Source organism: Mycobacterium sp. MMS18-G62 (assembly GCF_053877835.1).
Map to the genome: position 1 here is coordinate 3,677,752 of NZ_CM132662.1, position 25,242 is coordinate 3,702,993.

The following is a 25,242-nucleotide window of genomic DNA, read 5'->3' on the forward strand; positions in this document are numbered from 1 at the left end:
ATGAGCACCTCCGATTCGGTGTACCTCGATCACGCCGCCACGACCCCGATGCACCCTGCTGCCATCCAGGCGATGACGGCCGTGCTGGCGACCGTCGGCAACGCCTCGTCGCTGCACGGCACGGGCCGAGTCGCACGCCGCCGGATGGAGGAGGCCCGCGAGACGCTGGCCCATCTGCTGGGCGCACGGCCGTCGGAAGTGATCTTCACCGCCGGCGGCACCGAGAGCGACAACCTCGCGGTCAAGGGCATCTACTGGGCCAGGCGCGACGCTGAACCACGTCGCCGTCGAATCGTCACCACGCCTGTCGAGCACCACGCGGTGCTCGATGCTGTCCAGTGGCTTGCCGACCACGAAGGCGCCGAGGTGACCTGGCTGCCGGTGGGGGAGGACGGCGCGGTCGCACCGGCGGCGCTGCGAGAAGCATTGCAGGACCACGACGATGTCGCATTGGTTTCGATCATGTGGGCCAACAACGAGGTCGGCACCATCATGCCGATCCACGAATTGGCCGCTATCGCAGCGGAATTCGAGGTTCCGATGCACAGCGACGCGATTCAGGCGATCGGCCAGATACCGGTCGACTTCGCCGCGAGCGGACTCTCCGCCATGAGCGTCGCTGCGCACAAGTTCGGCGGCCCGACAGGTGTTGGTGCGCTGGTGCTGCGTCGCGACGCCGCCTGTGTGCCGTTGCTGCACGGCGGTGGACAGGAACGCGATGTCCGTTCGGGCACACCCGACGTCGCGGGCGCGGTCGCGATGGCGGCGGCGGCCCGAGTGGCCGTGGAAGGCTTGGAAACCACGAGCGCCCGGGTGCAGGCGTTGCGCGACAAGCTGGTCGACGGCGTGCTGTCCACCATCGACGACGCATACCTCAATGGCGCCACCGGCGCCGGGCGGTTGCCCGGCAACGCGCACTTCACGTTCCGCGGCTGCGAGGGTGACTCGCTGTTGATGTTGTTGGATGCCAAAGGGATCGAGTGCTCGACGGGCTCGGCGTGCACCGCCGGCGTGGCTCAGCCGTCACACGTCCTGATCGCAATGGGTGCCGATCCGGCCAGTGCCCGCGGCTCGCTGCGGCTCTCGCTGGGCCACACCAGCACCGACGCCGACGTCGAGGCGGCATTGGCGGTCCTGCCTGCCGCTGTCGACCGGGCACGCCAGGCCGCGCTCGCTAGTGCAGGAGCGGCCGAACAGTGAGGGTGCTCGTCGCGATGAGCGGCGGTGTCGACTCGTCGGTCGCCGCCGCCAGAATGGTCGACGCAGGCCACGACGTCGTCGGTGTGCACCTGGCGTTGTCGTCGGCGCCCGGCACGCTGCGCACCGGCTCGCGGGGGTGCTGCTCGAAAGAAGACGCCGGTGATGCCCGTCGGGTGGCCGATGTGCTGGACATCCCCTTCTACGTATGGGATTTCGCCGATCGCTTCAAAGAGGACGTGATCGACGATTTCGTCGCGTCCTACGAACGCGGCGAGACGCCGAACCCCTGCGTGCGGTGCAACGAACGAATCAAGTTCTCGGCGTTGGCGGCTCGCGCGCTGGCGCTCGGATTCGACGCCGTCGCGACCGGTCACTACGCGAGGCTTTCCGATGGCCGGCTGCGCCGCGCCGTCGACCGTGACAAGGACCAGTCCTACGTGCTGGGCGTCTTGACCGCCGAACAGCTGCGCCACGCGGTGTTCCCGATCGGCGATACGCCCAAGCCGCAGATCCGCGAGGAAGCGGCCCGTCGTGGCCTGGCCGTCGCCGAAAAGCCCGACAGCCACGACATCTGCTTCATTCCCTCGGGTGATACCCGTGCATTCCTCGGTGCCCGCATCGGCGTGAGGCGCGGCGCGGTCGTCGACGCCGGCGGCACGGTGATCGCCGAACACGAAGGCGTGCACGGCTTTACGATCGGACAGCGCAAGGGGCTCGGCATCGCCGGCCCGGGCCCCGACGGACGACCGCGATATGTGACGGGTATCGACGCCGACACCGCAACGGTTCACGTCGGTGACGCGGCCGATCTGGACGTGCGGAAGCTCGCCGGCGATAAGCCGGTGTTCACCTCGGGTGTTGCGCCGGCGGGTCCGGTGGAGTGCTCCGTGCAGGTGCGCGCGCACGGCGGCATCGCCGACGGTGTCGCCGAACTGCGCGACGGACGCCTGGTGGTCGAGCTGCGTGCACCGCTGCGCGGCGTGGCGCCGGGCCAGACGATGGTGCTATACCGCCCGGATCCCGACGGCGACGAGGTCATCGCCAGCGCGACGATCCGGCGCTAGTCGGGCACCTTGGCCAGGATGTTCGTCATCACGATGTCGGGCACCGAACCGGGGAACTGGCACGACGTCACTTCGACGAGCACGACGTTCTTCACCCGGTAATCCCGCCCGCATCCGTTGTCCGCCCGCGTCTGCAACGAATCGGCCGTCGCCGTCCACTCACCGACGAACATCGGCCCGAATGTCGTCGACGCGCAGCCGTCCACCAAATGGACGAGATCGCTGAACGCGCCTTGGGCCGTTGCCGAATCGCGATACCCGGCAACGCCCTCGGAGATCTGCGCGCCGCGGGGTGGATCCTGAAACGTGGTCTTGTGGAATTCTTCGACCTGAGCTCCGAATGTGCGGGTCTCCTCGAAGAACCATTGGCATTGCGGTGGAGTGGTTTTCGCGAGCTGGTCGATGTCGACGGGCACCTTCGCATCCATGCTCGGGATGATGGTGAGGTCGTCGCCGGCGCCGGTGATCGCGCGCATCTGCGACTGATCGAGCATCACCGTCTCCACGTCTATCGGGGACAGGGAGTCGTCATCGATACCGGGAGCGGACCGCGTCGCGTGGCCGCTGACGGTGTGCGTGCAACCCGCCACAATGACCGCCGCGCACCAGGCCCAGAACGGCCCAGCCGCTGTGCGCATGACGTCGTCCCCTTCCCGGCCCGAGCGTAGCCCGATCGAATACTGTTCAACGAGTGAATGTTTTCGCCGCAGCGACGGGCATCGGGTCGTGGCCTGGATCGTCGCCGCGCGAAGCCGCGGAGATCGTCGTCGGCGAACTGCACAGGCTCACGCATCTGGTGGAACTGCCGGACCGTGGCGTCGGCGCTGACTTGATCGGACGAGCCGGTGCGCTGCTGGTCGACATCGGAATCGACACCGTGCCGCGCGGCTACCGCATTGCCTCCGGCCGCAGCGCGGTCGTTCGCCGGGCGGCCAGTCTGCTCGACGAGGACATCGACGCACTCGAAGAAGCGTGGGAGAAGGCGGGCCTGCGTGGCGGAACGCGCACGGTCAAGGTGCAAGCGCCAGGACCGATCACGCTGGCCGCCCAGCTCGAGCTGCCCGGCGGTCACCGGGCCATCACGGACGCCGGCGCACTGCGGGATCTCGCGGCTTCGCTGGCCGAAGGTGTGGCCGTCCATCGCGCGCACCTGGCGCGTCGGCTGGACACTTCGGTGGTGGTGCAGTTCGACGAGCCGTCCCTACCGGCTGCGCTCGAAGGCCGGCTGGCCGGGGTGACGAGCCTGACGCCGGTGCACCCGGTCGACGAGTCCGTGGCCACCGCGCTGCTCGACGATTGCGTCGCGGCCGCGGGCGCCGACGTGGCTCTGCATAGCTGCGCTGCCGGACTGCCGTGGAAGATGTTGCAGCGCAGCACTGTTCACGCGGTGTCGGTCGACGTTTCGACGTTGACGGCCGCTGATCTCGACGGGGTGGGGGAGTTCGTCGACTCCGGCCGCACCGTGATGCTGGGCGTCGTGTCGTCGACGGCGCCTGCCGGTCGGCCGTCGGCTGAAGAGATCGCCAAGGCGGCGGTCGCCATCACCGACCGACTCGGATTTCCCCGCTCGGTACTGCGTGAGCGGATCGGTGTCACGCCCGCATGCGGATTGGCAGGTGCGACGGCCGAGTGGGCGCGGGCTGCCATCGAGTTGGCCCAGAAGGCGGCCGACGCGTTCGGCGACGACCCGGACGCGATCTAATCCCATAAGCGCAACCAAAAGGTTGCGCGTTGCGCCGACGACGTATACGGTAAAACGCAACTAGGAGGTTGCATATGGATACGGATCGGATCGAAAAGGAAGTACTGCTTCGGGCGTCGCTGGAGCGGGTCTGGCGGGCGATCAGCGATGCCGAGGAGTTCGGCCGCTGGTTCGGCGTGCGCTTCGACGGGCCGTTCGTCGCGGGTGCGTCGGTCACCGGCGTGATGACGCCGACAACCGTCGACGACGAGGTGGCCAAAATGCAGGAACCGCATGCGGGCAAGTCGAGTGCCTGGCAGATCGTCGCGGTGGAGCCGCAGCGCCGGCTGGCGTTCAGGTGGCACCCATTCGCCGTCGAACCCGACACCGACTACTCGCAAGAGCCGACCACGCTGGTCGAGTTCACCCTCGACGAGACCGCCGACGGCGTTCTGCTGCGCATCGTCGAGTCGGGGTTCGATGCGATCCCTGCCGACCGCCGGGCATCGGCGTTCGAGAACAACAGCAAGGGCTGGGCCAAGCAAACCGAATTGGTTCGGAAATATCTCGCACTCAGCGAGAAGGTGTGAGCGTATCCGTCGCCAACGCGCCGTTATTTGACGCACTCGGCGACCCCAATCGCCTGCGCATCGTCACACGGTTGTGCGACGGCGGTCCATGCTCGACGTCGCAAATCACGCACGCGGTTCCGGTGAGCCGCCAAGCCGCGACGAAACATCTTCTGCTGCTGGAGGCGGTCGGGCTGGTGAGCAGTCAGCGCAATGGCAGGGAACGCATCTGGCGGATGCAGCCCGAGCCGCTGGCGGAGGCGAGCCAATACCTCACCGCGTTGTCGCACCGGTGGGACCGGGCTATCGAAAGGTTGCGCGCGTTCGTAGAAGACGAGAATTAGGTAATTTTCGCTAACGATTTTTTCGCGTTCGTAAAAGAGACTGGGTTTTCGCAGTGACCCCGTGCAACAATGCTGTGAAAACGATCTTGTGCTCGTCTTTGCTATTCGCGAAAGAGGAAACTGTGGGCCCGTCGAACCTGCGCCTGGCGGCGGGTGTCGGAGTTGTCGCGGCTGTCGTGATGGTGGGCGGACCCACCGCGTCGGTGGCCATCGCCGATCCCGGCGGGTCGCATTCGAATCGCTCCGATCACCGCGGCGGAGGAGACGACCGTGGCGGGTGGAAGCACGGCGGCGACGACCGTGACGGCGACCGTGGCGACCGTGGTGGCAGCTACGGAGATAATCGCGACGGCGGCTTCGGCGGTGACCGCGATGGCGGCGACCGTGACTACAACGGTGGCGGCGACCGAAGGGCCGATCGCAACCGGTGGGGTGACGGCAGCCAGTGGGATGGCGGCGACGGTCAGAAGTCGACATCGGGCAGTGATAGCAACCAACGCAGCACGAGCACCAGTACCAGCCGTAGCAGCACCTCGTCGCTGGCACCGCAGACAAATACTGGTTCGCAAGCCTCGGATAACTCGGCGCCCGCGCCGCAGACCCCAGCCGACGGCCCCGGCTCAGACACCGTCTCGGGCGCCGACGTCTCGGGCCCGCCGACCGCCACGGCGGTAGAGCCGCCGCGAGTGGTTGTCGGCAACGGCCGCTCGCCGGGAATTCAGACGCACGCCCCGGAGCCAACGCGGCCGTATTTCATTCTGCCCGAGATCGCGCCAGCACCGCCTCCGCCGCCTCCGATAGAAATTCCGCCGGCCCCCAGCGATCGCGTCCACCCGCAGCGCCTCGTCCCGCAGCTGGCCATCGCCCCCTCGCTCGACTGGACTGATCCACTGTGGGGCTTGGCCGGATTGATCGTCATCCCTGCCGCCGGCGCTGTTCTCGGTTACCGGCAAGCCAAGGCCACACGCGACGCCGAGGTGCTAACCCGAACGTAGATCCTTGCGCAGGATCTTCCCTGAGGCCGACTTCGGAATCGCCTCGATAAACTCGACCTGCCGCACCTTCTTGTACGGCGCGACCTGCCCGGCGACAAAGTCGATCACCTCGTCCTCGGTCAGCTCGGCGCCAGATTGCTTGACGACGAACGCCTTCGGCACCTCTTCGCCTTCGGAGTCGTTGACGCCGACCACCGCGGCGTCGGCGATCGATGGGTGGCTCAGCAGCAGCGCCTCGAGCTCGGCCGGCGGGACCTGGTAGCCCTTGTACTTGATCAGCTCCTTGAGCCGGTCGACGATGTAGACGCAGCCGCACGCGTCGACCTGCGCCAAATCCCCTGTGTGCAGCCAACCTTCGTCATCGACGGTATCCCGGGTGGCCTCTTCGTTGTTCAGGTATCCGGCCATCACGTTGGGCCCCTTGAACCACAGCTCACCGGTCTCGCTGAGACCCTTTGCGGGCGGGTCGATTTCGGCGCCGGTCTCGGGATCGATGAGTTTGGACGCGGCGTTGGACACCGTCCATCCGACCGAGCTCAGCGGCGCGACCATCCCCATGTTCCGCACGCCGCCGTCGAACGGCGTGATGTGGCTGACCGGGCTCAGCTCGCTCATCCCGTAGCCCTGCACGACGCGACAGCCGAGCCGTTTTGCGACCGCGTGACCGAGGTCGGCGTCCAACGGGGCTGCGCCCGACATCACGGTGTTCAGTGATGACAGGTCGTACTCGTCGATCAGCGGGTGCTTGGCGAGCGCGACGGCGACGGGCGGCGCGATGAACGCGATGGTGCACTTGTGGTTTTGGATGTTGCCGAGGAACTCGCCCAGGTCGAAGCTCGGCATGATCACCAGCTTGGCGCGCGCATGCAGCGCGGCGTTGAGCAGAACGGTCATTCCGTAGATATGAAAAAACGGCAGCACCGCGAGGATCACGTCGTTTTCGACGATCCCGTGCAGCGGCCGGATCTGCGCGACGTTCGCGACCAGATTGCGGTGCGTCAGCATCACACCCTTCGGGTTGCCCGTGGTGCCGGAGCTGTACGGGAGCACCGCCAAATGCGACGACGGGGCGAAGTTCACTTGCGGCGCAGGCGATCCCGCCGCGAGCAGGTCGGCCGCATTGGGATGACGGCCGGCATCCTGCCCCTCGCCGTCGAGCACCACGAGGTCGGCATCGGCGAGGCCGGCAGCCGCAGCGGCTTCTTCGGCGTGGGCCAGCAGCGGCGTCACGGTGATCAGCATCCTGGCCTGGGAATCGCGGAGCTGCTTTTCGATGTCTTTGGCAGTGAACAGCGCATTGATCGTCGTCGCCGTCGCGCCGGAACGCAGGATGCCGTGGAAGGCGACCGCGAACGCCGAACTGTTGGGGGCCAACAGTGCGACCACGTCGCCGACACCGATGCCGCGGCCGGCCAGCGCACCGGCGAACGTGTCGACGCGGCCGATCATCTCGCGATAGCTGGTCTGCCGACCCGACTTGGTATCGATCAGTGCGACCCGGCCGAGGTCGACATCGTCAATCCCGTCGAACAGATAGTCGTACACGCTGGTCGAGGGGATCTCGACCTCGGGGAAGGGGCTCGAAAAACTCATCGCGTCTCCGATCGAATCATGGTCCGCCGCTGACTGGTCAAACTTCGTCGAGCTCCTTGATGAGTTTCTTCGGCGCGATCAACCGGAACGACGCGTCGACGAGTTCGCGCACCTCGTCCCAGTCGACCTTCTTGCTTGCCGCGAAGTCCAGGCCCATCCAGCCGAACGGGCCCATGTACGCCGGGAAGAAGAATCGGCTGTCTTGTTCGAGGGCCTTTCGGTCGCTCTCGTCGACCTTGACCAGGATCGAATACGGGTACTGGAGGTACTCGCCCTTGACGTCCGTCTTGGCGCTGCCGCCGTACATCACGAACATCTTCGGCGCGCAGAACACGGGCCTGCCCCACGAGATCTTCTCGAACGCCTTCGGGAAGCCCAGCGCGATCCCCCGCACCTCCGCGAGCCCGAGGTCGTCGTCGCGGAACATGATCGGGTGCGGCATGTCGCCAGCGTAACGGCTGTGTCGGGCGGCTCGGATAGCCTGCGAGGGTGAGCCCGAAGAAGCCGGAAACCGTACTGGCCGAGCAGGCCGACGAAGCCCCCGACGCCGACCTGCGCCGCCGCTGGCAAGAGCTCGCCGATGAGGTGCGCGAGCACCAGTTCCGCTACTACGTCCGCGACGCACCGATCATCTCCGACGCCGAATTCGACAAGCTGCTACGCGAACTGGAAGCGCTCGAAGACGCCCATCCCGAGCTGCGCACGCCCGATTCGCCGACCCAACTTGTCGGCGGCGCGGGGTTTGCCACCGACTTCACGTCGGCCGAGCACCTCGAGCGGATGCTGAGCCTGGATAACGTGTTCGCGCCGGACGAGCTGGCCGCCTGGGCCGCGCGCACCCGCGGTGAGATCGGCGACGACGCGCACTACCTGTGCGAGCTCAAGATCGACGGAGTCGCGCTCGCACTCGTCTACCGCGAAGGGCGGCTTGTCCGCGCGGCCACCCGCGGCGACGGCCGCACCGGCGAGGACGTCACGCTAAACGCCCGCACCATCAGCGACGTGCCCGAAAAGCTCACGGAATCCAAGGAATTCCCGACCCCGCGGGTCCTCGAGGTCCGCGGCGAAGTGTTCTTCCGGGTCGCCGACTTCGAAGACCTCAATGCCGGTCTCGTCGCCGAAGGCAAGCCGCCGTTCGCCAACCCCCGCAACAGCGCCGCCGGCTCACTCCGGCAGAAGAACCCCGCGGTCACCGCGCGCCGCAAGCTGCGCATGATCTGCCACGGTCTCGGCCACGCTGAAGGTTTCAGCCCAAAGACCCTGCACGACGCCTACCGGGCGTTGAAGGCGTGGGGGCTGCCGGTTTCCGAGCACACGTCGCGCGTCAAAGGCATCGAGGGAGTCACCGAGCACATCGCTTACTGGGGCGAGCACCGCCACGACGTCGAACACGAAATCGACGGTGTGGTGGTCAAAGTCGACGAGATCGCGCTGCAACGCCGGCTTGGCTCGACGTCGCGCGCGCCACGCTGGGCCGTCGCCTACAAGTACCCTCCCGAGGAGGCCACGACCAAGCTCCTCGATATCCGCGTGAACGTCGGGCGGACCGGCCGGGTCACTCCGTTCGCATACATGGAGCCGGTGAAGGTCGCCGGGTCGACCGTCGGGCTGGCCACCCTGCACAACGCGTCGGAAGTCAAGCGCAAGGGCGTGCTGATCGGCGACACCGTGGTGATCCGCAAGGCCGGCGACGTGATCCCTGAAGTGCTTGGCCCCGTCGTCGACCTGCGCGACGGCACCGAACGCGAATTCGAAATGCCCACAACGTGTCCCGAATGCGGTACCAAACTCGCACCGGCCAAGGAGGGCGACGCCGACATCCGCTGCCCGAATTCGCGATCGTGCCCAGCGCAGTTGCGGGAGCGGGTTTTTCATCTCGCCGGCCGGGGTGCGTTCGACATCGAGGGGCTGGGATACGAGGCCGCGATCGCGCTGCTGACATCAGGCGTGATCACCGACGAGGGCGACCTGTTCACCATCGTCAGCGACGACTTGCTGCGCACCGATCTGTTCAAAACCAAGGACGGCAATCTCTCCGCCAACGGTGCGCGGCTGCTGATCAACCTGCACGAGGCCAAGACTCGGCCGCTGTGGCGGGTGCTCGTCGCGCTGTCCATCCGCCATGTCGGGCCGACGGCGGCGCGCGCGCTGGCCACTGAATTCGGCAGCCTTGACGCGATCATCTCCGCGTCGGAGGAACAGCTGGCGGCCGTTGAGGGCGTCGGCCCGACGATCGCGGCCGCAGTCAAGGAATGGTTCGCCGTCGACTGGCACATGGCGATCGTGGACAAGTGGCGCGCTGCCGGGGTGCGGATGGAGGACGAACGCGATACCAGCATCCCCCGCACGCTCGATGGGCTGTCGATCGTCGTCACCGGGTCGCTGACCGGGTTTTCCCGCGACGACGCCAAGGAAGCCATCGTCGCCCGCGGGGGCAAGGCGGCCAGTTCGGTGTCGAAGAAGACGGCCTATGTGGTGGCCGGCGATTCGCCGGGCTCGAAGTACGACAAAGCCGTCGAACTCGGTGTACCGATCCTCGACGAGGACGGATTCCGCAGGCTGCTGGACAACGGTCCCGACGGCGTCTGAGCCGAGTTTGTGGTCGACATCGACCGGGAACCCGGCTTGTCGACGAGGACGAGGGAGTTGTGATGTCGATCTGCGATACCTGCGGAAACCACTACGACAAGGCTTTCACCGTCACCTGGCCCGACGGGCGCAGCGCGACGTTCGACAGCGTCGAGTGCGCTGCGGTTCAACTGGCACCGGAGTGTGCGCATTGCGGTTGCCGGATTCTGGGTCACGGCGTCGAAACGCCGGACGGCATCTTCTGCTGTGCCCACTGCGCGCGTAAGGACACCAATGCCGACGTCAACGACCGCTATCCCGTGCCCGCGGGAGGCTGAACCACCTCAGCCTCAGCGCAATATCGTGGCGACGATCCCGGCCAGATAGCCCAGCCGAGCGACCTCAGACGGCCGAAACTCCGGGCCTCCCGCGCGGCCAAGCACCATCGCGGTGTCGTGGGCGCCCAGCGGCGCCGCCGCGAGTGTGCTGTCCATGTCGCGCCACACCTGCGGCACCCAATCCGCCCGTGCGTCAAGGGCTTCGGCGTGATCGAGCGGAAGCCACGGCACCCGTTCCATATGTGTTTCCGGCGCTCCGTGACTGCCGACGATGCGCTGCAGCCCCGAGTCGTTCTGCCGCACCACCGTGCACCATCCGACGCGCAGCACTCGTGGCGCTTCGTCGGCCAGCACCTGCAACCGCTTCTCTTTCCCGTCGGCCGCGGCGACATGGTCGATGAGTTCCAGCTCGCGATGCGCCTCGAGAAGCCCGGTATGCGGCCGGATGGCGTCGACGTAGACACCCCTGAGGTTTTCGGCGGCCGTGATCAGCATGTCGGGCATGGCGCCCGCCGGAAGCTCGACCACGAGGTCGTCGATCGCGTACCCCGACGCGCGTTCCACCACGTCGAGGGACAAGATGTCAGCGCCCACCGACCCGAGCGCGACGGCCAGTGAGCCGAGGCTGCCCGGTCGATCCTCGAGTTCGACCCGTAGTAGATACGTAGGCACGCGCAACACTGTTGCACAGCGCCTGCGGGTCAGCATTCCGGGCGATGTCCGCCGGTGACTAGGCTCGGGAGTCGTGTCACAGATCTCCCGAGATGAGGTTGCCCATCTGGCGCGCCTGGCCCGCCTCGCTTTGAGCGAGGACGAGTTGGACAGTTTCGCCGGCCAACTCGACGCCATCCTGAGCCATGTCAGCCAGATCCAGGCCGTCGACGTCACCGGCGTCGACCCGACCGGCAACCCGCTCAAGGACGTCAACGTGTTCCGCTCCGACGAGGTCGAGCCGTGCCTGACCCAGGACCAAGCGCTCTCGCAAGCGCCCAAGGCGGTCGACGGCCGATTCGCCGTCCCGCGGATTCTGGGAGAAGCGGAATGACCCGAAGGCGAGCGCGAGTGAGGATCGCAGCGAAGCGAGGACCGGAGCGAGCGGGAGCCGAGGCATGAGGGAAGACCTGATTCGGTTGGATGCGGCCACGCTAGGCGAAAAGATCGCTGCGAAGGAGATCTCGTCGACAGAGGCCACACAGGCGTGCCTGGATCGGATCGCCGAGACCGACGACAAGTACCACGCATTCCTGCATGTGGCCGAGGAGCAGGCGCTGGCGCAGGCGGCGCGGATCGACACGGCCGTGGCCGCCGATGAGGCGCTGCCGTCGCCGCTGGCCGGTGTGCCGCTGGCGTTGAAAGACGTGTTCACCACCACCGACATGCCGACCACCTGCGGATCGAAGATCCTCGAGGGCTGGACGTCGCCGTACGACGCGACAGTGACTGCGCGACTGCGCGCGGCTGGCATCCCGATCCTGGGCAAGACGAACATGGACGAGTTCGCGATGGGGTCATCCACCGAGAACTCGGCCTATGGCCCGACCCGCAACCCGTGGGACGTCGACCGCGTGCCAGGCGGTTCGGGTGGCGGCAGTGCTGCGGCGCTGGCCGCGTTCCAGGCGCCGCTGGCCATCGGGACCGACACGGGCGGATCCATCCGCCAGCCCGCCGCCTTGACGGCCACCGTCGGGGTGAAGCCCACCTACGGCACCGTGTCCCGGTACGGCCTCGTCGCATGCGCGTCGTCGTTGGACCAGGGCGGACCCTGTGCGCGTACGGTGCTCGACACCGCGCTGCTGCACCAGGTGATCGCCGGCCACGACCCGAAGGACTCGACATCTGTCGACGCCCCGGTGCCCGACGTCGTCGCCGCCGCGCGGCAGGGCGCGTCTGGTGATCTGAACGGTGTGCGGATCGGCGTGGTCAAGCAGTTGCGTGGCGACGGCTATCAGGACGGTGTGTTGGCCTCGTTCAACGCAGCCGTCGAGGTATTGACCAAGCTGGGCGCCGAAGTCAGCGAGGTCGACTGCCCGCATTTCGACTACTCGCTGCCGGCGTACTACCTGATCCTGCCGTCGGAGGTGTCGTCGAACCTGGCGCGCTTCGACGCGATGCGCTACGGCCTGCGGGTCGGTGACGACGGCACGCACAGCGCCGAAGAGGTGATGGCATTGACGCGGGCGGCCGGCTTCGGTCCAGAAGTCAAGCGCCGCATCATGATTGGCACATACGCGCTTTCGGCGGGGTACTACGACGCCTACTACAACCAGGCGCAGAAGGTGCGCACGCTGATCGCCCGTGACCTTGACGAGGCCTACAAGAAGGTCGATGTGCTGATCTCACCGGCCACCCCGACGACGGCATTCCCGCTGGGGGAGAAGGTCGACGACCCGCTGGCGATGTACCTGTTCGACCTGTGCACGCTGCCGCTGAACCTTGCCGGCCATTGTGGGATGTCGGTGCCGTCGGGCTTGTCGCCCGACGACAACCTGCCGGTCGGCCTGCAGATCATGGCGCCCGCGCTGGCCGACGACCGGCTCTATCGGGTCGGGGCCGCATATGAAGCTGCGCGAGGTCCGCTGCCAACGGCGCTGTAACAGGGGAGGATGGGGGCATGCGCATCGGAACACTGACCGGTGGGGGCGACTGTCCAGGGCTGAACGCGGTGATCCGGGCGATCGTTCGGACTTGCGACGTGCGATACGGGTCTTCGGTCGTTGGCTTCCAGGACGGCTGGCGCGGGCTGCTGGAGAACCGGCGGATCCAGCTGCACAACGATGACCGCAACGACCGGCTGCTGGCCAAGGGCGGCACGATGCTGGGTACCGCGCGGGTGCACCCGGAGAAGCTGCGCGCCGGGCTCGACCAGATCAAGCAGACGCTGGACGACAACGGCATCGACGTGCTGATCCCGATCGGCGGCGAAGGCACGCTGACCGCCGCGCACTGGCTGTCAGAAGAGAATGTTCCCGTGGTTGGGGTGCCCAAGACCATCGACAACGACATCGATTGCACGGACGTGACATTCGGGCACGACACCGCACTGATGGTCGCCAGTGAGGCGATCGATCGGTTGCACAGCACCGCCGAATCGCATCAGCGGGTGATGCTGGTCGAGGTGATGGGCCGCCACGCCGGATGGATCGCGTTGAACGCCGGCCTGGCATCCGGTGCCCACATGACGCTGATCCCCGAGCAGCCGTTCGACGTCGAAGAGGTGTGCCGGCTGATCAAGCAGCGCTTCGTGCGCGGCGATTCACACTTCATCTGTGTGGTGGCCGAAGGCGCGAAACCCGCCGAGGGCACGATGCAGCTGCGGCAGGGCGGCATCGACGAGTTCGGGCACGAGCGCTTCACCGGCGTCGCGCAACAACTCGGAATCGAGGTCGAGAAGCGCATCAACAAGGAAGTGCGGGTGACCGTGCTCGGGCATGTGCAGCGCGGCGGCACGCCGACGCCGTTCGACCGTGTGCTCGCCACCCGGTTCGGCGTCAATGCCGCCGACGCCGCCCACGCCGGCGAGTACGGAATGATGGTCTCGCTGCGGGGCCAGGACATCGGCCGCGTCGCGCTGGCCGACGCGGTCCGCCAGCTGAAGCTGGTGCCGCAGAGCCGATACGACGACGCCGCTGAGTTCTTCGGCTAACTTCCATTCCGCGAGCAGACGCAAAATCACCCGACACGCCGCGGATTTCGAGCATTTTGCGTCTGCTCACCCGACGGATAGCGCCAGAGCGGCGACGTTCAGCGCCAAGAACCCGATCGCCAGCCCGAACTGCACGCTGTAGTCGTTCGCGCGGATGTGGGTATAGACCGCGCAGACGAAGAACAGCACCAGACCGATGGCGGCCGAGACACCGAAAGGGCGGAACATCAAACCTGCCGCGAGCCCCAGTGCGCCAAGGGTTTTCAGTGTGCCGATTGGGAAGGTGAGCCACGATACGGGTACACCGGCCTTCGCCATCCCCGGCATGATCGGCTGGAAGTGAAGCAATGCCGCGATCCCCGAGAAGCCGTTCGCGGCAATGGCGATGAGTGTCACGGTGAGGTAGGCGGTCGTCATCATGCGCTCTTGAACGCTTCGCGCCGGATCATCTGCCACATCGTCGGGGTGTCCGCCGTCGTGGAGATCGTCACGGTTTCACGCAGGCCCGAACGCCCGGCCAGGCTCAGCAAGTAGTCGGCCAGATCAGTGCGCGATGTATATGCGCCGACCGGATCCACCTCTCCCGCAATGTATTCGGTGACATACGGCAGGTCGAACAGACCTGACGGGCGCACGATCGTCCAATCCAGACCGCTGTCGCGGACGATAGTTTCCATCCGCCGGACGTCGTCGTAGACCGTCTTGCCGAGCGTCTTTGTCATGACCGGTTCGATCACCCGCAGTGCAAACGGCGCCCCAGTCCGGCCCGGATAGTGATACGCCGCGGTCGAGCTGACTACGACGAGCCGACGCACCCCCGTCTGTCGCATGGCGGCAACGATGTTGGCCGTGCCGACCGAATACGTGTCGACGGGCTCGCGGGTAAAGGACACACCGAGCGTGGACACCACCGCATCGGCCCCGGCGACGATATCGACCAGCGCCGCGGCGTCGTGAACGTCGGCACCCGCGACTGTCAGCGCCGGGTCCGCGATGGGGAAGTCCTCAGGCCGGCGCGTGACCGCCACAGCGGTGTGGCCCGCGTCGAGCGCTTGCCGGGTGATCAGGCGTCCTGTCTGACCGTTGGCCCCAAAAACGACGAGTCGCATCATTACCTCCAAGATAGTCACTGTTAGTGATCATCACTCTACGTGACAATCACTAACAGTGCTAACCTGACGATGTGAGCGAGCGCGCCGACGGCATCGCCGAACTTGACCAGCGGATTCCGTTTCTCTTATCGCAACTCGGCTCGTACGTCGCCGACGATGCGAAGCGGCGGCTGGCGCCGTTGGGCGTGCATCCGCGGGTCAACGCCATTCTGTTTGCACTCGCCGCCAATGACGGCCAATCCCAGCGCCAGTTGTCGGCACGGCTGGGCCTGCACCGCAACGTCATGGTGAACCTTATCGACACCCTTGAGCAGCAGGGCCTGGTACAGCGGCGGCCACACCCGGACGACCGTCGCGCGTTCGCGGTCACGCTCACCGACAAGGCGCATGACTTGCTGCCTGCGCTGGAAGAACAGTCCGACGCGCTGGAGGACGACGTGACCGCCGCACTGTCGCCCGAGGAACGGGCGGACCTGTTGGGGATGCTGCAGCGTGTGGCCGCGGCGCTTGGTCTCAGCCCGGGCGTGCACCCCAAACTCGGCGAGCCGCCCACACTAAACTCGCCCACATGACCGCCACCTCCGCCGCCGAACTCATCGACTACGACGACGTCGTGGCACGCTACGAACCCGTAATGGGGCTCGAGGTACACGTCGAGTTGTCCACCGCGACGAAGATGTTCTGCGGCTGTGCCAACAAATTCGGCGCCGAGCCGAACTCTCAGGTGTGCCCGGTATGCCTCGGGCTGCCCGGGTCGCTGCCGGTGCTCAACCAGGAGGCGGTGGAGTCGGCCATTCGCATCGGCCTGGCGCTGAATTGCGAGATCGTGCCGTGGTGCCGGTTCGCCAGGAAGAACTACTTCTATCCGGACATGCCGAAGAACTACCAGATCTCGCAGTACGACGAGCCGATCGCGATCAACGGCTACCTGGAGGTACCCCTCGACGACGGCACCACTTGGCGGGTGGACATCGAGCGTGCCCATATGGAGGAAGACACCGGCAAGCTGACCCACCTTGGCAGTGAGACCGGGCGCATCGAAGGAGCGACGACGTCGCTGATCGACTACAACCGTTCGGGTGTGCCGCTGATCGAGATCGTCACCAAACCGATCGAGGGCGCCGGGTCTCGGGCGCCGGAGATCGCCCGCGCGTATGTGACCGCGCTGCGAGATCTCTTGCGGGCGTTGGGAGTTTCCGATGTGCGCATGGATCAGGGCTCGATGCGCTGCGACGCCAACGTCTCTCTCAAGCCGACCGGCCAGAAGGAGTTCGGCACCCGCACCGAAACCAAGAACGTCAACTCGCTGAAGAGTGTCGAGGTCGCGGTTCGGTACGAGATGCGCCGTCAGGCAGCGGTTCTCGATGCCGGTGGCCGGGTGCACCAGGAAACCCGGCATTTTCACGAGGATGGCTATACCTCGCCGGGCCGCAGCAAGGAAACCGCGCAGGATTACCGGTACTTCCCCGAACCGGATCTGGAGCCGGTGGCACCGGACGCCGAACTCATCGAGAAACTGCGCACGACGATGCCCGAACTGCCGTGGTTGCGGCGCAAGCGTATTCAGCAAGATTGGGGCATTTCCGACGAGGTGATGCGCGATCTCGTCAACGCCGGAGCAATTGAACTGGTCGCTGCCACCGTCGAGCACGGCGCCTCAAGTGAGCAGGCTCGCGCATGGTGGGGAAACTTCTTGGTGCAGAAGGCCAATGAAGCAGGCGTTGAGTTGGACGCATTGCCGATCACCCCGGCGCAGGTGGCCGCGGTGGCCAAGCTCGTCGATGACGGCAAGCTGTCAAACAAGTTGGCGCGCCAGGTCGTCGAAGGCGTGCTCGCGGGTGAGGGTGAACCCGACCAGGTGATGAAGGCCCGTGGGCTGGAAGTCGTTCGCGACGATTCTGCGCTTCAGACCGCGGTCGACGAGGCGCTGGCGGCCAACCCCGACATCGCCGAGAAGATCCGCGGCGGCAAGGTGCAGGCCGCGGGTGCGATCGTCGGCGCGGTGATGAAGGCCACCAAGGGCCAGGCCGACGCGGCGCGCGTGCGCGAACTGGTGCTGGCCGCCTGCAGTTAGCGGCTGACGGTCACCCGTGTGCTCCGGGGGAGCCGTTAGTGCCGTTGTGGCTCGCCGGATCACTTCCCGATCCACCGCCACCCTGACCCGCTGCGCCTCCTCCGGCGCCGAGGCCACCCGTACCGCCGTTGCCGCCGATCCCGGTGCCGGTAGCAGCTTGTCCGCTGCCGCCCGTGCCTCCGGCGCCGCCGCTCTGACCCGGCCCGCCGTTGCCGCCATTGCCCCCGTTGCCGCCGGTGGCGGTTGCGGTTCCTGCGGTGTGGCCGTTGCCGCCGTTGCCGCCCATCCCGCCGGTGCCGGTGATCTGGCCACCGTTGGTGCCGTCACCACCGTTTCCGCCAACGGCATTGCCCTTGCTGCTGTCGGCCGCGCCTCCCGTGCCGCCGTTGCCGCCGTTGCCGACTACGCCGGCCTGCCCGCCGGTGCCACCACGGCCACCCCTCGCGGTGCCCGTGGCCGTGGTGGCAGTTCCGCCCTGGCCGCCGGTGCCGCCATTGCCGAACATGCCGGCGTTGCCGCCTGTTCCGCCAACTCCGCCAACGCTGCCGCCCGTATCAGCTGCCTGGCCCGTACCTCCGTTGCCGCCGTTGCCGCCGTCGCCAAGCAGGCGGCCGCCATTGCCGCCTGTTCCGCCGTCGCGGCCGAACGCGGCGACTCCTCCTGAGGTGCTGATATCGCCGCCGTTACCGCCGTCACCGCCGTGGCCCACAAGTCCTGCGTTGCCGCCATTTCCGCCGCGCAGACCGGTGAGGGCGTCGCCGCCCCTGCCGCCGTTGCCGAACAACCCGCCGTTGCCACCGTTGCCTGCGTTCTGGCCGGGGAGGCCGTCGCCGCCTCTGCCGCCGTTGCCGAACAACAGTCCGCCGTTGCCGCCGTTCTGGCCCGGCAGGCCGTCACCACCGTTGCCGATCAGCAGGCCGCCATTCTCGCCCGGCCCGCCGTTGCGGATGAATATGCCGACAACGGCGCCGATCAGGTCGAGAGGGTTGGGGCCGGCCGCCGCAGGAGCGGCATTTTCCGCGCCCGATGAAATCGTCGGCGCGGCAACCTTATTGGTGCCTGAGCCGATGTGCCCGACGGCACCGCCGCTCGTGTGCACCGGCCGGAATGGTGTCGGCTCCGATACGGCCTGCGCGCCGCGTGACGGCAACTGGGTGGAGCTATCCACGCTATCCGAAGCGGCCGAGGTGACATCAGATCCCGAGATCATGGCGGTCCCGCGCACCGAGGCGTCACCGTCCGGGTTAGGCCCGGATTGAGCGGCCGCTATCAAGCTGTTCGGCGTCATCTTCGCTGTCAGTGACGCCGGCCCGGACATGTTCTGCACCAACGGAATCGGGGTGTGCAGAGCCGACGGCGTCGTCAGCGCGACAGGCGTCTGCCCTGCGAGGCTCACGCCAGTAGATGCCAACGCGCCTGCGGCCATGGTGGCTGCGATCAGAGTCTTGGGTGAATTGCGCGTCACAGAGGGCCCTTTCGGAACAAGCAGCGTCGTTGCTGAAAGCACCGGTGAAACGCACTGCAGCGCAAAGTAGCTGGGCTCGTCACACCGAGACTCACTCACGCACACGAGGCCCGAGGTGGGTTGGTTCAACTCCGCGGCACGGTGTTGCGGTGGCTTCCTTATCCGCCTACTAGCTGGCCACGCAGACGGAAGACACCACGGGTTGCGGGATCGTCGCAGGCACGTGCCGGGGAGCCAGCCCCGACGCTCCCTCTTTCAGCCATGGCGAGCGCGGATGCATAGGCCCTGCGGGTGTGACGCATTTCACAACCAACCCGGATGGCGTTGGGCCCTGCCCACATTGGCGCGACCACGGCCGCCTGCAGCTAGCCCACTATGTGTTGTCCGCGTTGCTCCGCGGGAAGCCGCCGCCCTGCGGGAACAGCGGGAAGACGACGTCGTCGAGCTTTTCGGCGTCGCCGGATGTCTTGTTGACCGTGGCGCCCCAGACGTTGCCGTCGGGCGACAACTGCAGCGCCCACGCGTGACCGTGCTGGTCCTGGCGTATCACCTCGGGTTCGCCGGTGACCGCGCCGGTGTCCGGTGCCAGCCGGACCGCGACGGTTTGTTTCGTGTTGACGAGGTTGACCAGCACCGTGCCGTCCAATGCCGCACAACCCGCTACGCCGGGACGATCGGGCCACGTCCACACCGTCGACACCTTGGAGTCTTTGGTGATCCGCTGCAACCGGTCGGCGGTCGGCGTGCGATCGGTGACGTAGAGCGAGTGGTCGGATGGGTCGATGCACATTGCGCCGCCGGCACCCATGCCCGAGAGCGCGGTGGTCTGCGGGGCTTGATCGATCGTCGTCGGCTGCTCGATGCGCAGCACCTTGCCCGCCAGCGAACCCGGGTCGGCGGCCATGGCGGGATTGCCTGCGTCGCCGGTCTGCACGAGCAGAGTGGTCGGGCTGGTGAAGATCAACGACCCCATGTTGCCGGTGGCGCCCTTCGGTATGCCGGTCAGGATCGGCTTGGGGACGTCGCCGTCGGCGATGCGGATGACCCGGTTGTCGGTGGGCGTGCTGACGTAGGCGTACATCAGCCGGTCCTGGGAGTAGGTGGGCGACATCGTGATGTCCATCAGGCCGCCGTCGCCGCTGGGGTCGACCGGGATAACCATCTTGACCTTGGGTTCGGCGCTGACCGACACCTCCTTGATCGCGCCGGTGGTGCGCTCGGCGACCAACGCCGACTGGCTGTCGGGCAGCATGATCAGCCCGCTGGTGCTCTCGAGGCAGCCTTGCATCACACCGGGAGCAGGACAGACCTTCGGGAACGGCTTGGGCGGCAGCGGGGGCGGGGGTGGAGGCGTCGACGTCTGTCCCGGCGCAAGCTCGGGTTCGGTGGTGAACGGCTGCGACTGAGCCTGGTCGAAACGCGCGCAGCCGGACCCCACGAGCAACGCCGCACACAACAGGACAAACACACCCCGCATGCGCCGGCGCTGTCTCATGCGAGCCAGGTTACGGATTATTTGGCCCTGCGCGCCACGCGCACCTCACCGAAGACACTTGACAAAGCCCGCGAATAGAGTGCCGAAAGAGCCGCGCCAATGCTCGATTAGCAGGTGACTAGCACTTACGCTGGCAGTCGTGACCAGTCATCCTGACCCACGCGCCTGGCAGCGGCCTGACGATGTGGCTGGGCGGCCCGCGTCGGCCAGCCTGGTCGATCCCGAAGACGATCTTCCCTCCTCCCACTACGCGGGTGACTTCGAAACCACCGCGATTCCGCGATACGACTCGACGAAGTCCGCGGCCGATCAGCCCTTTGGTCTGATCGGCGAGCCCGAGCCATTGCCGTACGTCCAGCCCGGCGGCAGGCACTCGATGGGAACGTTCTCCGCCGAACCGGCGGAGATCGAGCCGGAGCCCGGCGACGAAAGCGCGCTCGCGGCGGGCCGTCGCGGAACCCAAGACCTCGGCCTACTGCTGCTTCGCGTCGCCGTCGGCGCGCTGCTCATCGGGCATGGCCTGCAGAAGGCATTCGGCTGGTGGAACGGACCCGGCTTCGACGGTTTCGAGAAATCGTTGACGGATATGGGGTTCCAGCACGGCGACATCCTCACTTATGTGGCGACGGGCGGTCAGATCGCCGCCGGACTGCTACTGGTGCTTGGCCTGTTCACGCCGGTGGCGGCCGCTGGTGCGCTTGCGTATCTCGTCAACGGCCTGCTGGCCGAAGCGATGGTCGCGCATGAAAACGCGAGGCTGTCGGCATTCCTGACCGACGGTCACGAGTACAAGGTCGTCGTGATCTGCACCGTCGCGGCGATCATCCTCGTCGGCCCTGGCCGCTACGGGCTCGACGCCGGCCGCGGCTGGGCCCGGCGGCCGTTCGTCGGCTCGTTTGCGGCGCTGTTGCTGGGTGTCGGCGCGGGAATCGGGATCTGGGTGCTGCTCAACGGCGGCAATCCGCTGGCCTGATCGGCTAGTTATAGGGGTTGGGCACCCGACCGCCGCTCGCCTCGGTCAGCAACGGCAACGTCGCAAATGTCACCGCGGGAAGCCGCAGCGCGCTTCCGTCTTTGCGTTGAGCCAACGCCCACGATCCCTTGTCGAAACGCAACCCGTCGACGTCATCCCATCGCACGGTTTCACTTCCCAGCAGGGTGCGCGCGGTCACTGTGTCCCGATCGGCCACGGTGCGATATCGGATGATCAACGCCGACAAGATAACCGGAATGATGAGGAATAGCGCGACCCACGCAGGTCCGGAGAACACCAGCGCGAGCAGACCGAGCGCGAAGAATCCGACCGCGAAATGCGCCATCGGCGAGATCCGGATGACGACGGGAGCGGTGGATGGGGAACTCACATCGCCATCTTCGCATCGCGCAGTCTGAGGCCCCTGCGGTGCCGCGAATTTGACCTGTGACCAGTGCGGAGGCTACCGTCGACTGTTATGCAGACCGCTGGAGTGCTCGTAGTAATTGGGAAGCGCGTTGATGCCGCGCTTGCCTGCTGCCGGGCATAGCAACCAGCGTCAACGCGCGACCCTCGTACAGCGGCCCAGCTGACGGGGGTTTTTTCTTGCCCCAACACCGATTTGAGATCCTAGAGAAGACCAGGAACGGATAGAGGACACCGTGAGCGCACCCACCACGCGGCCACCGGAACAGTCGGCGACCCCGCGAAACGGCGCAAAGACAGACCCCGCGCAGCCGAAAAGAATTGCGCCGCAACAACTCACCGGCGCGCAGGCGGTAATCCGGTCGCTGGAGGAACTCGACGTCGACGTGATCTTCGGCATCCCCGGCGGTGCCGTGTTGCCGGTCTACGACCCGCTTTTCGACTCGCAGAAGCTGCGGCACGTGCTGGTCCGCCACGAGCAGGGCGCAGGTCATGCCGCCAGCGGCTACGCGCACGCCACCGGAAAGGTCGGCGTGTGCATGGCCACGTCGGGTCCCGGTGCGACGAACCTGGTCACCCCGCTCGCGGATGCGCATCTGGACTCGATCCCGGTGGTGGCCATCACGGGTCAGGTCGGACGCGCGCTGATCGGCACCGACGCCTTCCAGGAAGCCGACATCTCCGGCATCACCATGCCGATCACCAAGCACAACTTCCTGGTGCGCGACGGCAACGACATCGCCAGGGTGATCGCCGAGGCATTCCACATCGCCTCTTCGGGCAGGCCGGGTCCGGTGCTCGTCGACATCCCGAAGGACATCCTGCAGGGCCAGTGCACGTTCGCCTGGCCGCCGCGGTTCGAACTGCCCGGCTACAAGCCGAACACCAAGCCGCACAACCGTCAGGTCCGCGAGGCCGCCAAGCTCATCGCGTCGGCCCGCAAGCCGGTGCTCTACGTCGGCGGCGGGGTGATCCGCGGCGAGGCCACCGAGCAGCTGCTGGACCTGGCCGAACTGACGGGCATCCCCGTCGTGACCACGCTGATGGCCCGCGGCGCGTTCCCGGACAGCCATCCGCAGCACATGGGCATGCCCGGCATGCACGGCACGGTCGCAGCGGTGGCCGCATTGCAGAAGAGCGATCTGCTGATCGCGCTGGGCACCCGCTTCGACGACCGGGTGACCGGCAAGCTCGACTCGTTCGCGCCCGACGCGAAAGTCATCCACGCCGACATCGACCCTGCCGAGATCGGCAAGAACCGGCATGCCGACGTGCCGATCGTCGGCGACGTGAAGGCCGTCATCACCGAACTGATCGAGGCGCTACGACGCGACGGCACCATCGGCTCGATAAAGATCGACAACTGGTGGGAGTACTTGCGTGGAGTGCAGTCGACGTACCCGTTGAGCTACGGGCCGCAGAGCGACGGCAGCCTGTCGCCGGAATACGTCATCGAAACGCTGGGCAAGATGGCCGGACCCGACGCCGTGTACGTCGCCGGGGTGGGACAGCACCAGATGTGGGCCGCCCAGTTCATCAAGTACGAGAACCCGAAAACGTGGCTGAACTCCGGTGGCCTCGGGACCATGGGCTACGCGGTGCCCGCGGCGATGGGCGCCAAGTTCGGCCGGCCCGACGCCGAGGTGTGGGCCATCGACGGCGACGGCTGCTTCCAGATGACCAACCAGGAACTGGCCACCTGCGCGGTCGAGGGTGCGCCGATCAAGGTGGCCATCATCAACAACGGCAACCTGGGCATGGTGCGTCAGTGGCAGACGCTGTTCTACGAAGAGCGCTACAGCCAAACGGATCTGGCCACGCATTCGCATCGCATCCCTGATTTCGTGAAGCTTGCCGAGGCGCTCGGCTGTGTCGGATTGCGTTGCGAGCGTGCCGAAGACGTCGAGGATGTCATCAATCAGGCGCGCGCGATCAACGACCGCCCGGTGGTGATCGACTTCATCGTCGGCGCCGACGCGCAGGTGTGGCCGATGGTCGCCGCAGGCACCAGCAATGACGAGATCCAGGCCGCGCGCGGTATCCGGCCGCTGTTCGACGATCCCGAAGAAGGGCACGCCTGATGACGGTTTCCACGCACACGCTGAGTGTGCTCGTCGAGGACAAACCCGGCGTGCTCGCCCGGGTGGCATCGCTGTTCTCGCGGCGCGGGTTCAATATCCAGTCGCTGGCTGTTGGTGCGACCGAGCAGAAGGACATGTCGCGGATGACGATCGTCGTCAGCGTCGAGGACTCCCCGCTCGAGCAGATCACCAAGCAGCTCAACAAGCTGGTCAACGTGATCAAGATCGTCGAGCAGGACGAGGACAACTCGGTTGCCCGCGAGCTCGCGCTGATCAAGGTTCGCGCCGACGCCACCACGCGCAGTCAGGTGATCGAGGCGGTGAACCTGTTCCGCGCCAAGGTCGTTGACGTGTCGACGGAGTCACTGACCGTCGAGGCCACCGGCACCCCCGAGAAACTCGAAGCGCTGCTGCGGGTGCTGGAGCCGTATGGAATCCGCGAGCTCGTTCAGTCCGGAGTGGTGTCGTTGTCCCGCGGTCCACGCGGTATCGGCACCGTCAAGTAAGACCCAAACCCAGTAGAAGAGAAGGAAATACTCGAAGTGTCTTCAACAAGCCCAGAGATGTTCTACGACGACGACGCGGACCTGTCGATCATCCAGGGACGCAAGGTCGGCGTCATCGGCTATGGCAGCCAGGGCCATGCGCATTCGCTTTCCCTGCGCGACTCCGGTGTACAGGTGAAGGTCGGCCTCAAGGAGGGCTCGAAGTCCCGCGACAAGGTCTCCGAGCAGGGGCTCGAGGTGGACACGCCCGCCGAGGTCGCCAAGTGGGCCGACGTCATCATGCTGCTGGCGCCCGACACCGCGCAGGCCGACATCTTCCGCAACGACATCGAGCCGAATCTCGAAGACGGCAATGCGTTGTTCTTCGGCCACGGCCTCAACATTCACTTCGATCTGATCAAGCCGCCTGCCAACGTCACCGTCGGCATGGTCGCGCCGAAGGGCCCCGGCCATCTGGTGCGCCGCCAGTTCGTCGACGGCAAGGGCGTGCCCTGCCTGATCGCCGTCGACCAGGACCCGAAGGGTGAGGGCCAGGCGCTCGCGCTGTCCTACGCCAAGGGCATCGGCGGCACCCGCGCCGGCGTCATCAAGACCACGTTCAAGGACGAGACCGAGACCGACCTGTTCGGTGAGCAGGCCGTGTTGTGCGGCGGCACAGAGGAACTCGTCAAGACCGGTTTCGACGTCATGGTCGAGGCGGGCTATGCACCGGAGCTGGCGTACTTCGAGGTGCTGCACGAGCTCAAGCTGATCGTCGACCTGATGTACGAGGGCGGCATCGCGCGGATGAACTACTCGGTGTCCGACACCGCGGAGTTCGGCGGCTACCTGTCCGGCCCGCGGGTCATCGACGCCGACACCAAGAAGCGGATGCAGCAGATCCTGTCCGAGATCCAGGACGGCACCTTCGTCAAGCGGCTCGTCGCCAACGTCGAAGGCGGCAACAAGGAGCTCGAGCGGCTGCGCAAGGAGAACGCCGAGCACCCGATCGAGGTCACCGGCAAGAAGCTGCGCGAACTGATGAGCTGGGTCGACCGCCCGCTGACCGACACCGCCTAGCGGTTTCCGTGCGACTTGTGCACGTTTGGTAGCGCTGAGCGCAACAAGACGTGCAC

The 25,242-nt window shown here is 66.5% G+C and carries 26 protein-coding genes; 17 read left to right on the plus strand and 9 right to left on the minus strand.

Features of this window, described 5'->3' with window-relative positions; all coding sequences use genetic code 11:
* Complete coding sequence (locus tag ACWW36_RS18300) at positions 1-1,200, plus strand: cysteine desulfurase family protein (RefSeq protein WP_456137399.1); 1,200 nt, start codon at positions 1-3, stop codon at positions 1,198-1,200.
* Positions 1,197-2,264 carry a tRNA 2-thiouridine(34) synthase MnmA gene (gene mnmA / locus ACWW36_RS18305; RefSeq protein ID WP_456137400.1) on the plus strand — a complete coding sequence of 356 codons (1,068 nt, stop codon included), beginning with the start codon at positions 1,197-1,199 and terminating at the stop codon, positions 2,262-2,264. The genes ACWW36_RS18300 and mnmA overlap by 4 nt, the downstream gene beginning before the upstream one ends.
* Here the strand turns inward: mnmA and ACWW36_RS18310 are convergent.
* A complete protein-coding gene (locus ACWW36_RS18310; RefSeq protein WP_456137401.1) occupies positions 2,261-2,902 on the minus strand; it encodes a sensor domain-containing protein in 642 nt (213 codons plus the stop codon). The genes mnmA and ACWW36_RS18310 overlap by 4 nt on opposite strands.
* Positions 2,903-2,955: 53 nt before the next feature.
* On the opposite strand from ACWW36_RS18310, the gene ACWW36_RS18315 reads away from it, so the two are divergent.
* The 4 genes from ACWW36_RS18315 to ACWW36_RS18330 all read left to right on the plus strand — a co-directional run bounded on the left by ACWW36_RS18315 (position 2,956) and on the right by ACWW36_RS18330 (position 5,853).
* On the plus strand, positions 2,956-3,966 hold the full coding sequence (locus ACWW36_RS18315; RefSeq protein ID WP_456137402.1) for a methionine synthase: 1,011 nt from the start codon (positions 2,956-2,958) through the stop codon (positions 3,964-3,966).
* 74 nt (positions 3,967-4,040) lie between these two features.
* Complete coding sequence (locus ACWW36_RS18320; RefSeq protein ID WP_456137403.1) at positions 4,041-4,535, plus strand: SRPBCC family protein; 495 nt, start codon at positions 4,041-4,043, stop codon at positions 4,533-4,535.
* Positions 4,532-4,858: an ArsR/SmtB family transcription factor gene (locus ACWW36_RS18325; RefSeq protein WP_456137404.1), complete on the plus strand. Its 327-nt coding sequence runs from the start codon at positions 4,532-4,534 to the stop codon at positions 4,856-4,858. Before ACWW36_RS18320 ends, ACWW36_RS18325 begins: the two co-directional genes overlap by 4 nt.
* Positions 4,859-4,980: 122 nt before the next feature.
* On the plus strand, positions 4,981-5,853 hold the full coding sequence (locus tag ACWW36_RS18330) for a hypothetical protein (RefSeq protein WP_456137405.1): 873 nt from the start codon (positions 4,981-4,983) through the stop codon (positions 5,851-5,853).
* On the opposite strand, the gene ACWW36_RS18335 is transcribed toward ACWW36_RS18330, so the two are convergent.
* On the minus strand, positions 5,839-7,446 hold the full coding sequence (locus tag ACWW36_RS18335) for a 4-coumarate--CoA ligase family protein (protein WP_456137406.1): 1,608 nt from the start codon (positions 7,444-7,446) through the stop codon (positions 5,839-5,841). The genes ACWW36_RS18330 and ACWW36_RS18335 overlap by 15 nt on opposite strands.
* A 37-nt stretch (positions 7,447-7,483) precedes the next feature.
* Positions 7,484-7,888: an MmcQ/YjbR family DNA-binding protein gene (locus ACWW36_RS18340; protein WP_456137407.1), complete on the minus strand. Its 405-nt coding sequence runs from the start codon at positions 7,886-7,888 to the stop codon at positions 7,484-7,486.
* A 74-nt stretch (positions 7,889-7,962) separates the two neighbouring features.
* Here ACWW36_RS18340 and ligA point away from each other — a divergent pair, with 74 nt between their 5' ends.
* Both ligA and ACWW36_RS18350 read left to right on the plus strand, forming a co-directional pair.
* Positions 7,963-10,035, plus strand: a complete 2,073-nt coding sequence (ligA, locus tag ACWW36_RS18345) for an NAD-dependent DNA ligase LigA (RefSeq protein ID WP_456142543.1) — start codon at positions 7,963-7,965, stop codon at positions 10,033-10,035.
* A 62-nt stretch (positions 10,036-10,097) separates the two neighbouring features.
* A complete protein-coding gene (locus ACWW36_RS18350) occupies positions 10,098-10,352 on the plus strand; it encodes a hypothetical protein (protein WP_456137408.1) in 255 nt (84 codons plus the stop codon).
* Between the two features lie 12 nt (positions 10,353-10,364).
* On the opposite strand, the gene ACWW36_RS18355 is transcribed toward ACWW36_RS18350, so the two are convergent.
* Positions 10,365-11,024 (minus strand): amino acid-binding protein, encoded by a 660-nt coding sequence (locus ACWW36_RS18355; protein ID WP_456137409.1) that lies wholly within the window; start codon positions 11,022-11,024, stop codon positions 10,365-10,367.
* Between the two features lie 73 nt (positions 11,025-11,097).
* Between ACWW36_RS18355 and gatC the strand changes: the two genes are divergently transcribed.
* From gatC to ACWW36_RS18370, 3 genes are all read left to right on the plus strand, one after another.
* Complete coding sequence (gene gatC, locus ACWW36_RS18360) at positions 11,098-11,397, plus strand: Asp-tRNA(Asn)/Glu-tRNA(Gln) amidotransferase subunit GatC (RefSeq protein WP_456137410.1); 300 nt, start codon at positions 11,098-11,100, stop codon at positions 11,395-11,397.
* Between the two features lie 64 nt (positions 11,398-11,461).
* Positions 11,462-12,946, plus strand: a complete 1,485-nt coding sequence (gene gatA / locus ACWW36_RS18365; RefSeq protein WP_456137411.1) for an Asp-tRNA(Asn)/Glu-tRNA(Gln) amidotransferase subunit GatA — start codon at positions 11,462-11,464, stop codon at positions 12,944-12,946.
* A gap of 17 nt (positions 12,947-12,963) precedes the next feature.
* The gene (locus tag ACWW36_RS18370; protein WP_456137412.1) at positions 12,964-13,995 is read left to right on the plus strand and encodes an ATP-dependent 6-phosphofructokinase; all 1,032 of its coding nucleotides are present in this window, start codon (positions 12,964-12,966) and stop codon (positions 13,993-13,995) included.
* Between the two features lie 66 nt (positions 13,996-14,061).
* Here ACWW36_RS18370 and ACWW36_RS18375 read toward each other — a convergent pair whose 3' ends face one another.
* On the minus strand, positions 14,062-14,412 hold the full coding sequence (locus tag ACWW36_RS18375; RefSeq protein ID WP_456137413.1) for a DoxX family protein: 351 nt from the start codon (positions 14,410-14,412) through the stop codon (positions 14,062-14,064).
* Positions 14,412-15,107, minus strand: a complete 696-nt coding sequence (locus tag ACWW36_RS18380) for an NAD(P)-dependent oxidoreductase (RefSeq protein ID WP_456137414.1) — start codon at positions 15,105-15,107, stop codon at positions 14,412-14,414. The genes ACWW36_RS18375 and ACWW36_RS18380 overlap by 1 nt, the downstream gene beginning before the upstream one ends.
* A gap of 71 nt (positions 15,108-15,178) precedes the next feature.
* Here ACWW36_RS18380 and ACWW36_RS18385 point away from each other — a divergent pair, with 71 nt between their 5' ends.
* Both ACWW36_RS18385 and gatB read left to right on the plus strand, forming a co-directional pair.
* Positions 15,179-15,679 carry a MarR family winged helix-turn-helix transcriptional regulator gene (locus tag ACWW36_RS18385; protein ID WP_456137415.1) on the plus strand — a complete coding sequence of 167 codons (501 nt, stop codon included), beginning with the start codon at positions 15,179-15,181 and terminating at the stop codon, positions 15,677-15,679.
* Positions 15,676-17,181 carry an Asp-tRNA(Asn)/Glu-tRNA(Gln) amidotransferase subunit GatB gene (gatB, locus tag ACWW36_RS18390; RefSeq protein ID WP_456137416.1) on the plus strand — a complete coding sequence of 502 codons (1,506 nt, stop codon included), beginning with the start codon at positions 15,676-15,678 and terminating at the stop codon, positions 17,179-17,181. The genes ACWW36_RS18385 and gatB overlap by 4 nt, the downstream gene beginning before the upstream one ends.
* Positions 17,182-17,191: 10 nt before the next feature.
* Here the strand turns inward: gatB and ACWW36_RS18395 are convergent, their stop codons facing one another.
* Both ACWW36_RS18395 and ACWW36_RS18400 read right to left on the minus strand, forming a co-directional pair.
* Positions 17,192-18,646, minus strand: coding sequence for a hypothetical protein (locus tag ACWW36_RS18395; protein WP_456137417.1), 1,455 nt, complete (start codon positions 18,644-18,646; stop codon positions 17,192-17,194).
* Between the two features lie 373 nt (positions 18,647-19,019).
* Positions 19,020-20,141, minus strand: coding sequence for a PQQ-dependent sugar dehydrogenase (locus ACWW36_RS18400; protein ID WP_456137418.1), 1,122 nt, complete (start codon positions 20,139-20,141; stop codon positions 19,020-19,022).
* A gap of 139 nt (positions 20,142-20,280) precedes the next feature.
* On the opposite strand from ACWW36_RS18400, the gene ACWW36_RS18405 reads away from it, so the two are divergent.
* The gene (locus ACWW36_RS18405; RefSeq protein WP_456137419.1) at positions 20,281-21,114 is read left to right on the plus strand and encodes a DoxX family protein; all 834 of its coding nucleotides are present in this window, start codon (positions 20,281-20,283) and stop codon (positions 21,112-21,114) included.
* Between the two features lie 4 nt (positions 21,115-21,118).
* On the opposite strand, the gene ACWW36_RS18410 is transcribed toward ACWW36_RS18405, so the two are convergent.
* Positions 21,119-21,460 (minus strand): PH domain-containing protein, encoded by a 342-nt coding sequence (locus ACWW36_RS18410; protein ID WP_456142544.1) that lies wholly within the window; start codon positions 21,458-21,460, stop codon positions 21,119-21,121.
* A gap of 316 nt (positions 21,461-21,776) precedes the next feature.
* Here ACWW36_RS18410 and ACWW36_RS18415 point away from each other — a divergent pair, with 316 nt between their 5' ends.
* The 3 genes from ACWW36_RS18415 to ilvC are packed head-to-tail and all read left to right on the plus strand — an operon-like array spanning position 21,777 to position 25,186.
* Positions 21,777-23,621 (plus strand): acetolactate synthase large subunit, encoded by a 1,845-nt coding sequence (locus ACWW36_RS18415; protein ID WP_456137420.1) that lies wholly within the window; start codon positions 21,777-21,779, stop codon positions 23,619-23,621.
* On the plus strand, positions 23,621-24,127 hold the full coding sequence (gene ilvN, locus ACWW36_RS18420) for an acetolactate synthase small subunit (RefSeq protein ID WP_456137421.1): 507 nt from the start codon (positions 23,621-23,623) through the stop codon (positions 24,125-24,127). The genes ACWW36_RS18415 and ilvN overlap by 1 nt, the downstream gene beginning before the upstream one ends.
* Positions 24,128-24,184: 57 nt before the next feature.
* Positions 24,185-25,186, plus strand: coding sequence for a ketol-acid reductoisomerase (gene ilvC, locus ACWW36_RS18425; protein WP_456142545.1), 1,002 nt, complete (start codon positions 24,185-24,187; stop codon positions 25,184-25,186).
* Positions 25,187-25,242 lie beyond the last annotated feature (56 nt).

Bases quoted from the DNA above. Each gene is read 5' to 3' on its own strand.
- gatA (WP_456137411.1), top strand. From the start codon at position 11,462: ATGAGGGAAGACCTGATTCGGTTGGATGCGGCCACGCTAGGCGAAAAG.
- gatB (WP_456137416.1), top strand. From the start codon at position 15,676: ATGACCGCCACCTCCGCCGCCGAACTCATCGACTACGACGACGTCGTG.
- ACWW36_RS18310 (WP_456137401.1), bottom strand. From the start codon at position 2,902: ATGCGCACAGCGGCTGGGCCGTTCTGGGCCTGGTGCGCGGCGGTCATT.
- ACWW36_RS18380 (WP_456137414.1), bottom strand. From the start codon at position 15,107: ATGATGCGACTCGTCGTTTTTGGGGCCAACGGTCAGACAGGACGCCTG.
- ACWW36_RS18410 (WP_456142544.1), bottom strand. From the start codon at position 21,460: ATGGCGCATTTCGCGGTCGGATTCTTCGCGCTCGGTCTGCTCGCGCTG.
- ACWW36_RS18400 (WP_456137418.1), bottom strand. From the start codon at position 20,141: ATGAGACAGCGCCGGCGCATGCGGGGTGTGTTTGTCCTGTTGTGTGCG.
- ilvN (WP_456137421.1), top strand. From the start codon at position 23,621: ATGACGGTTTCCACGCACACGCTGAGTGTGCTCGTCGAGGACAAACCC.
- ACWW36_RS18350 (WP_456137408.1), top strand. From the start codon at position 10,098: ATGTCGATCTGCGATACCTGCGGAAACCACTACGACAAGGCTTTCACC.
- ACWW36_RS18375 (WP_456137413.1), bottom strand. From the start codon at position 14,412: ATGACGACCGCCTACCTCACCGTGACACTCATCGCCATTGCCGCGAAC.
- ACWW36_RS18300 (WP_456137399.1), top strand. From the start codon at position 1: ATGAGCACCTCCGATTCGGTGTACCTCGATCACGCCGCCACGACCCCG.
- ilvC (WP_456142545.1), top strand. From the start codon at position 24,185: ATGTTCTACGACGACGACGCGGACCTGTCGATCATCCAGGGACGCAAG.
- ACWW36_RS18335 (WP_456137406.1), bottom strand. From the start codon at position 7,446: ATGAGTTTTTCGAGCCCCTTCCCCGAGGTCGAGATCCCCTCGACCAGC.
- ACWW36_RS18320 (WP_456137403.1), top strand. From the start codon at position 4,041: ATGGATACGGATCGGATCGAAAAGGAAGTACTGCTTCGGGCGTCGCTG.
- ACWW36_RS18340 (WP_456137407.1), bottom strand. From the start codon at position 7,888: ATGCCGCACCCGATCATGTTCCGCGACGACGACCTCGGGCTCGCGGAG.
- ACWW36_RS18370 (WP_456137412.1), top strand. From the start codon at position 12,964: ATGCGCATCGGAACACTGACCGGTGGGGGCGACTGTCCAGGGCTGAAC.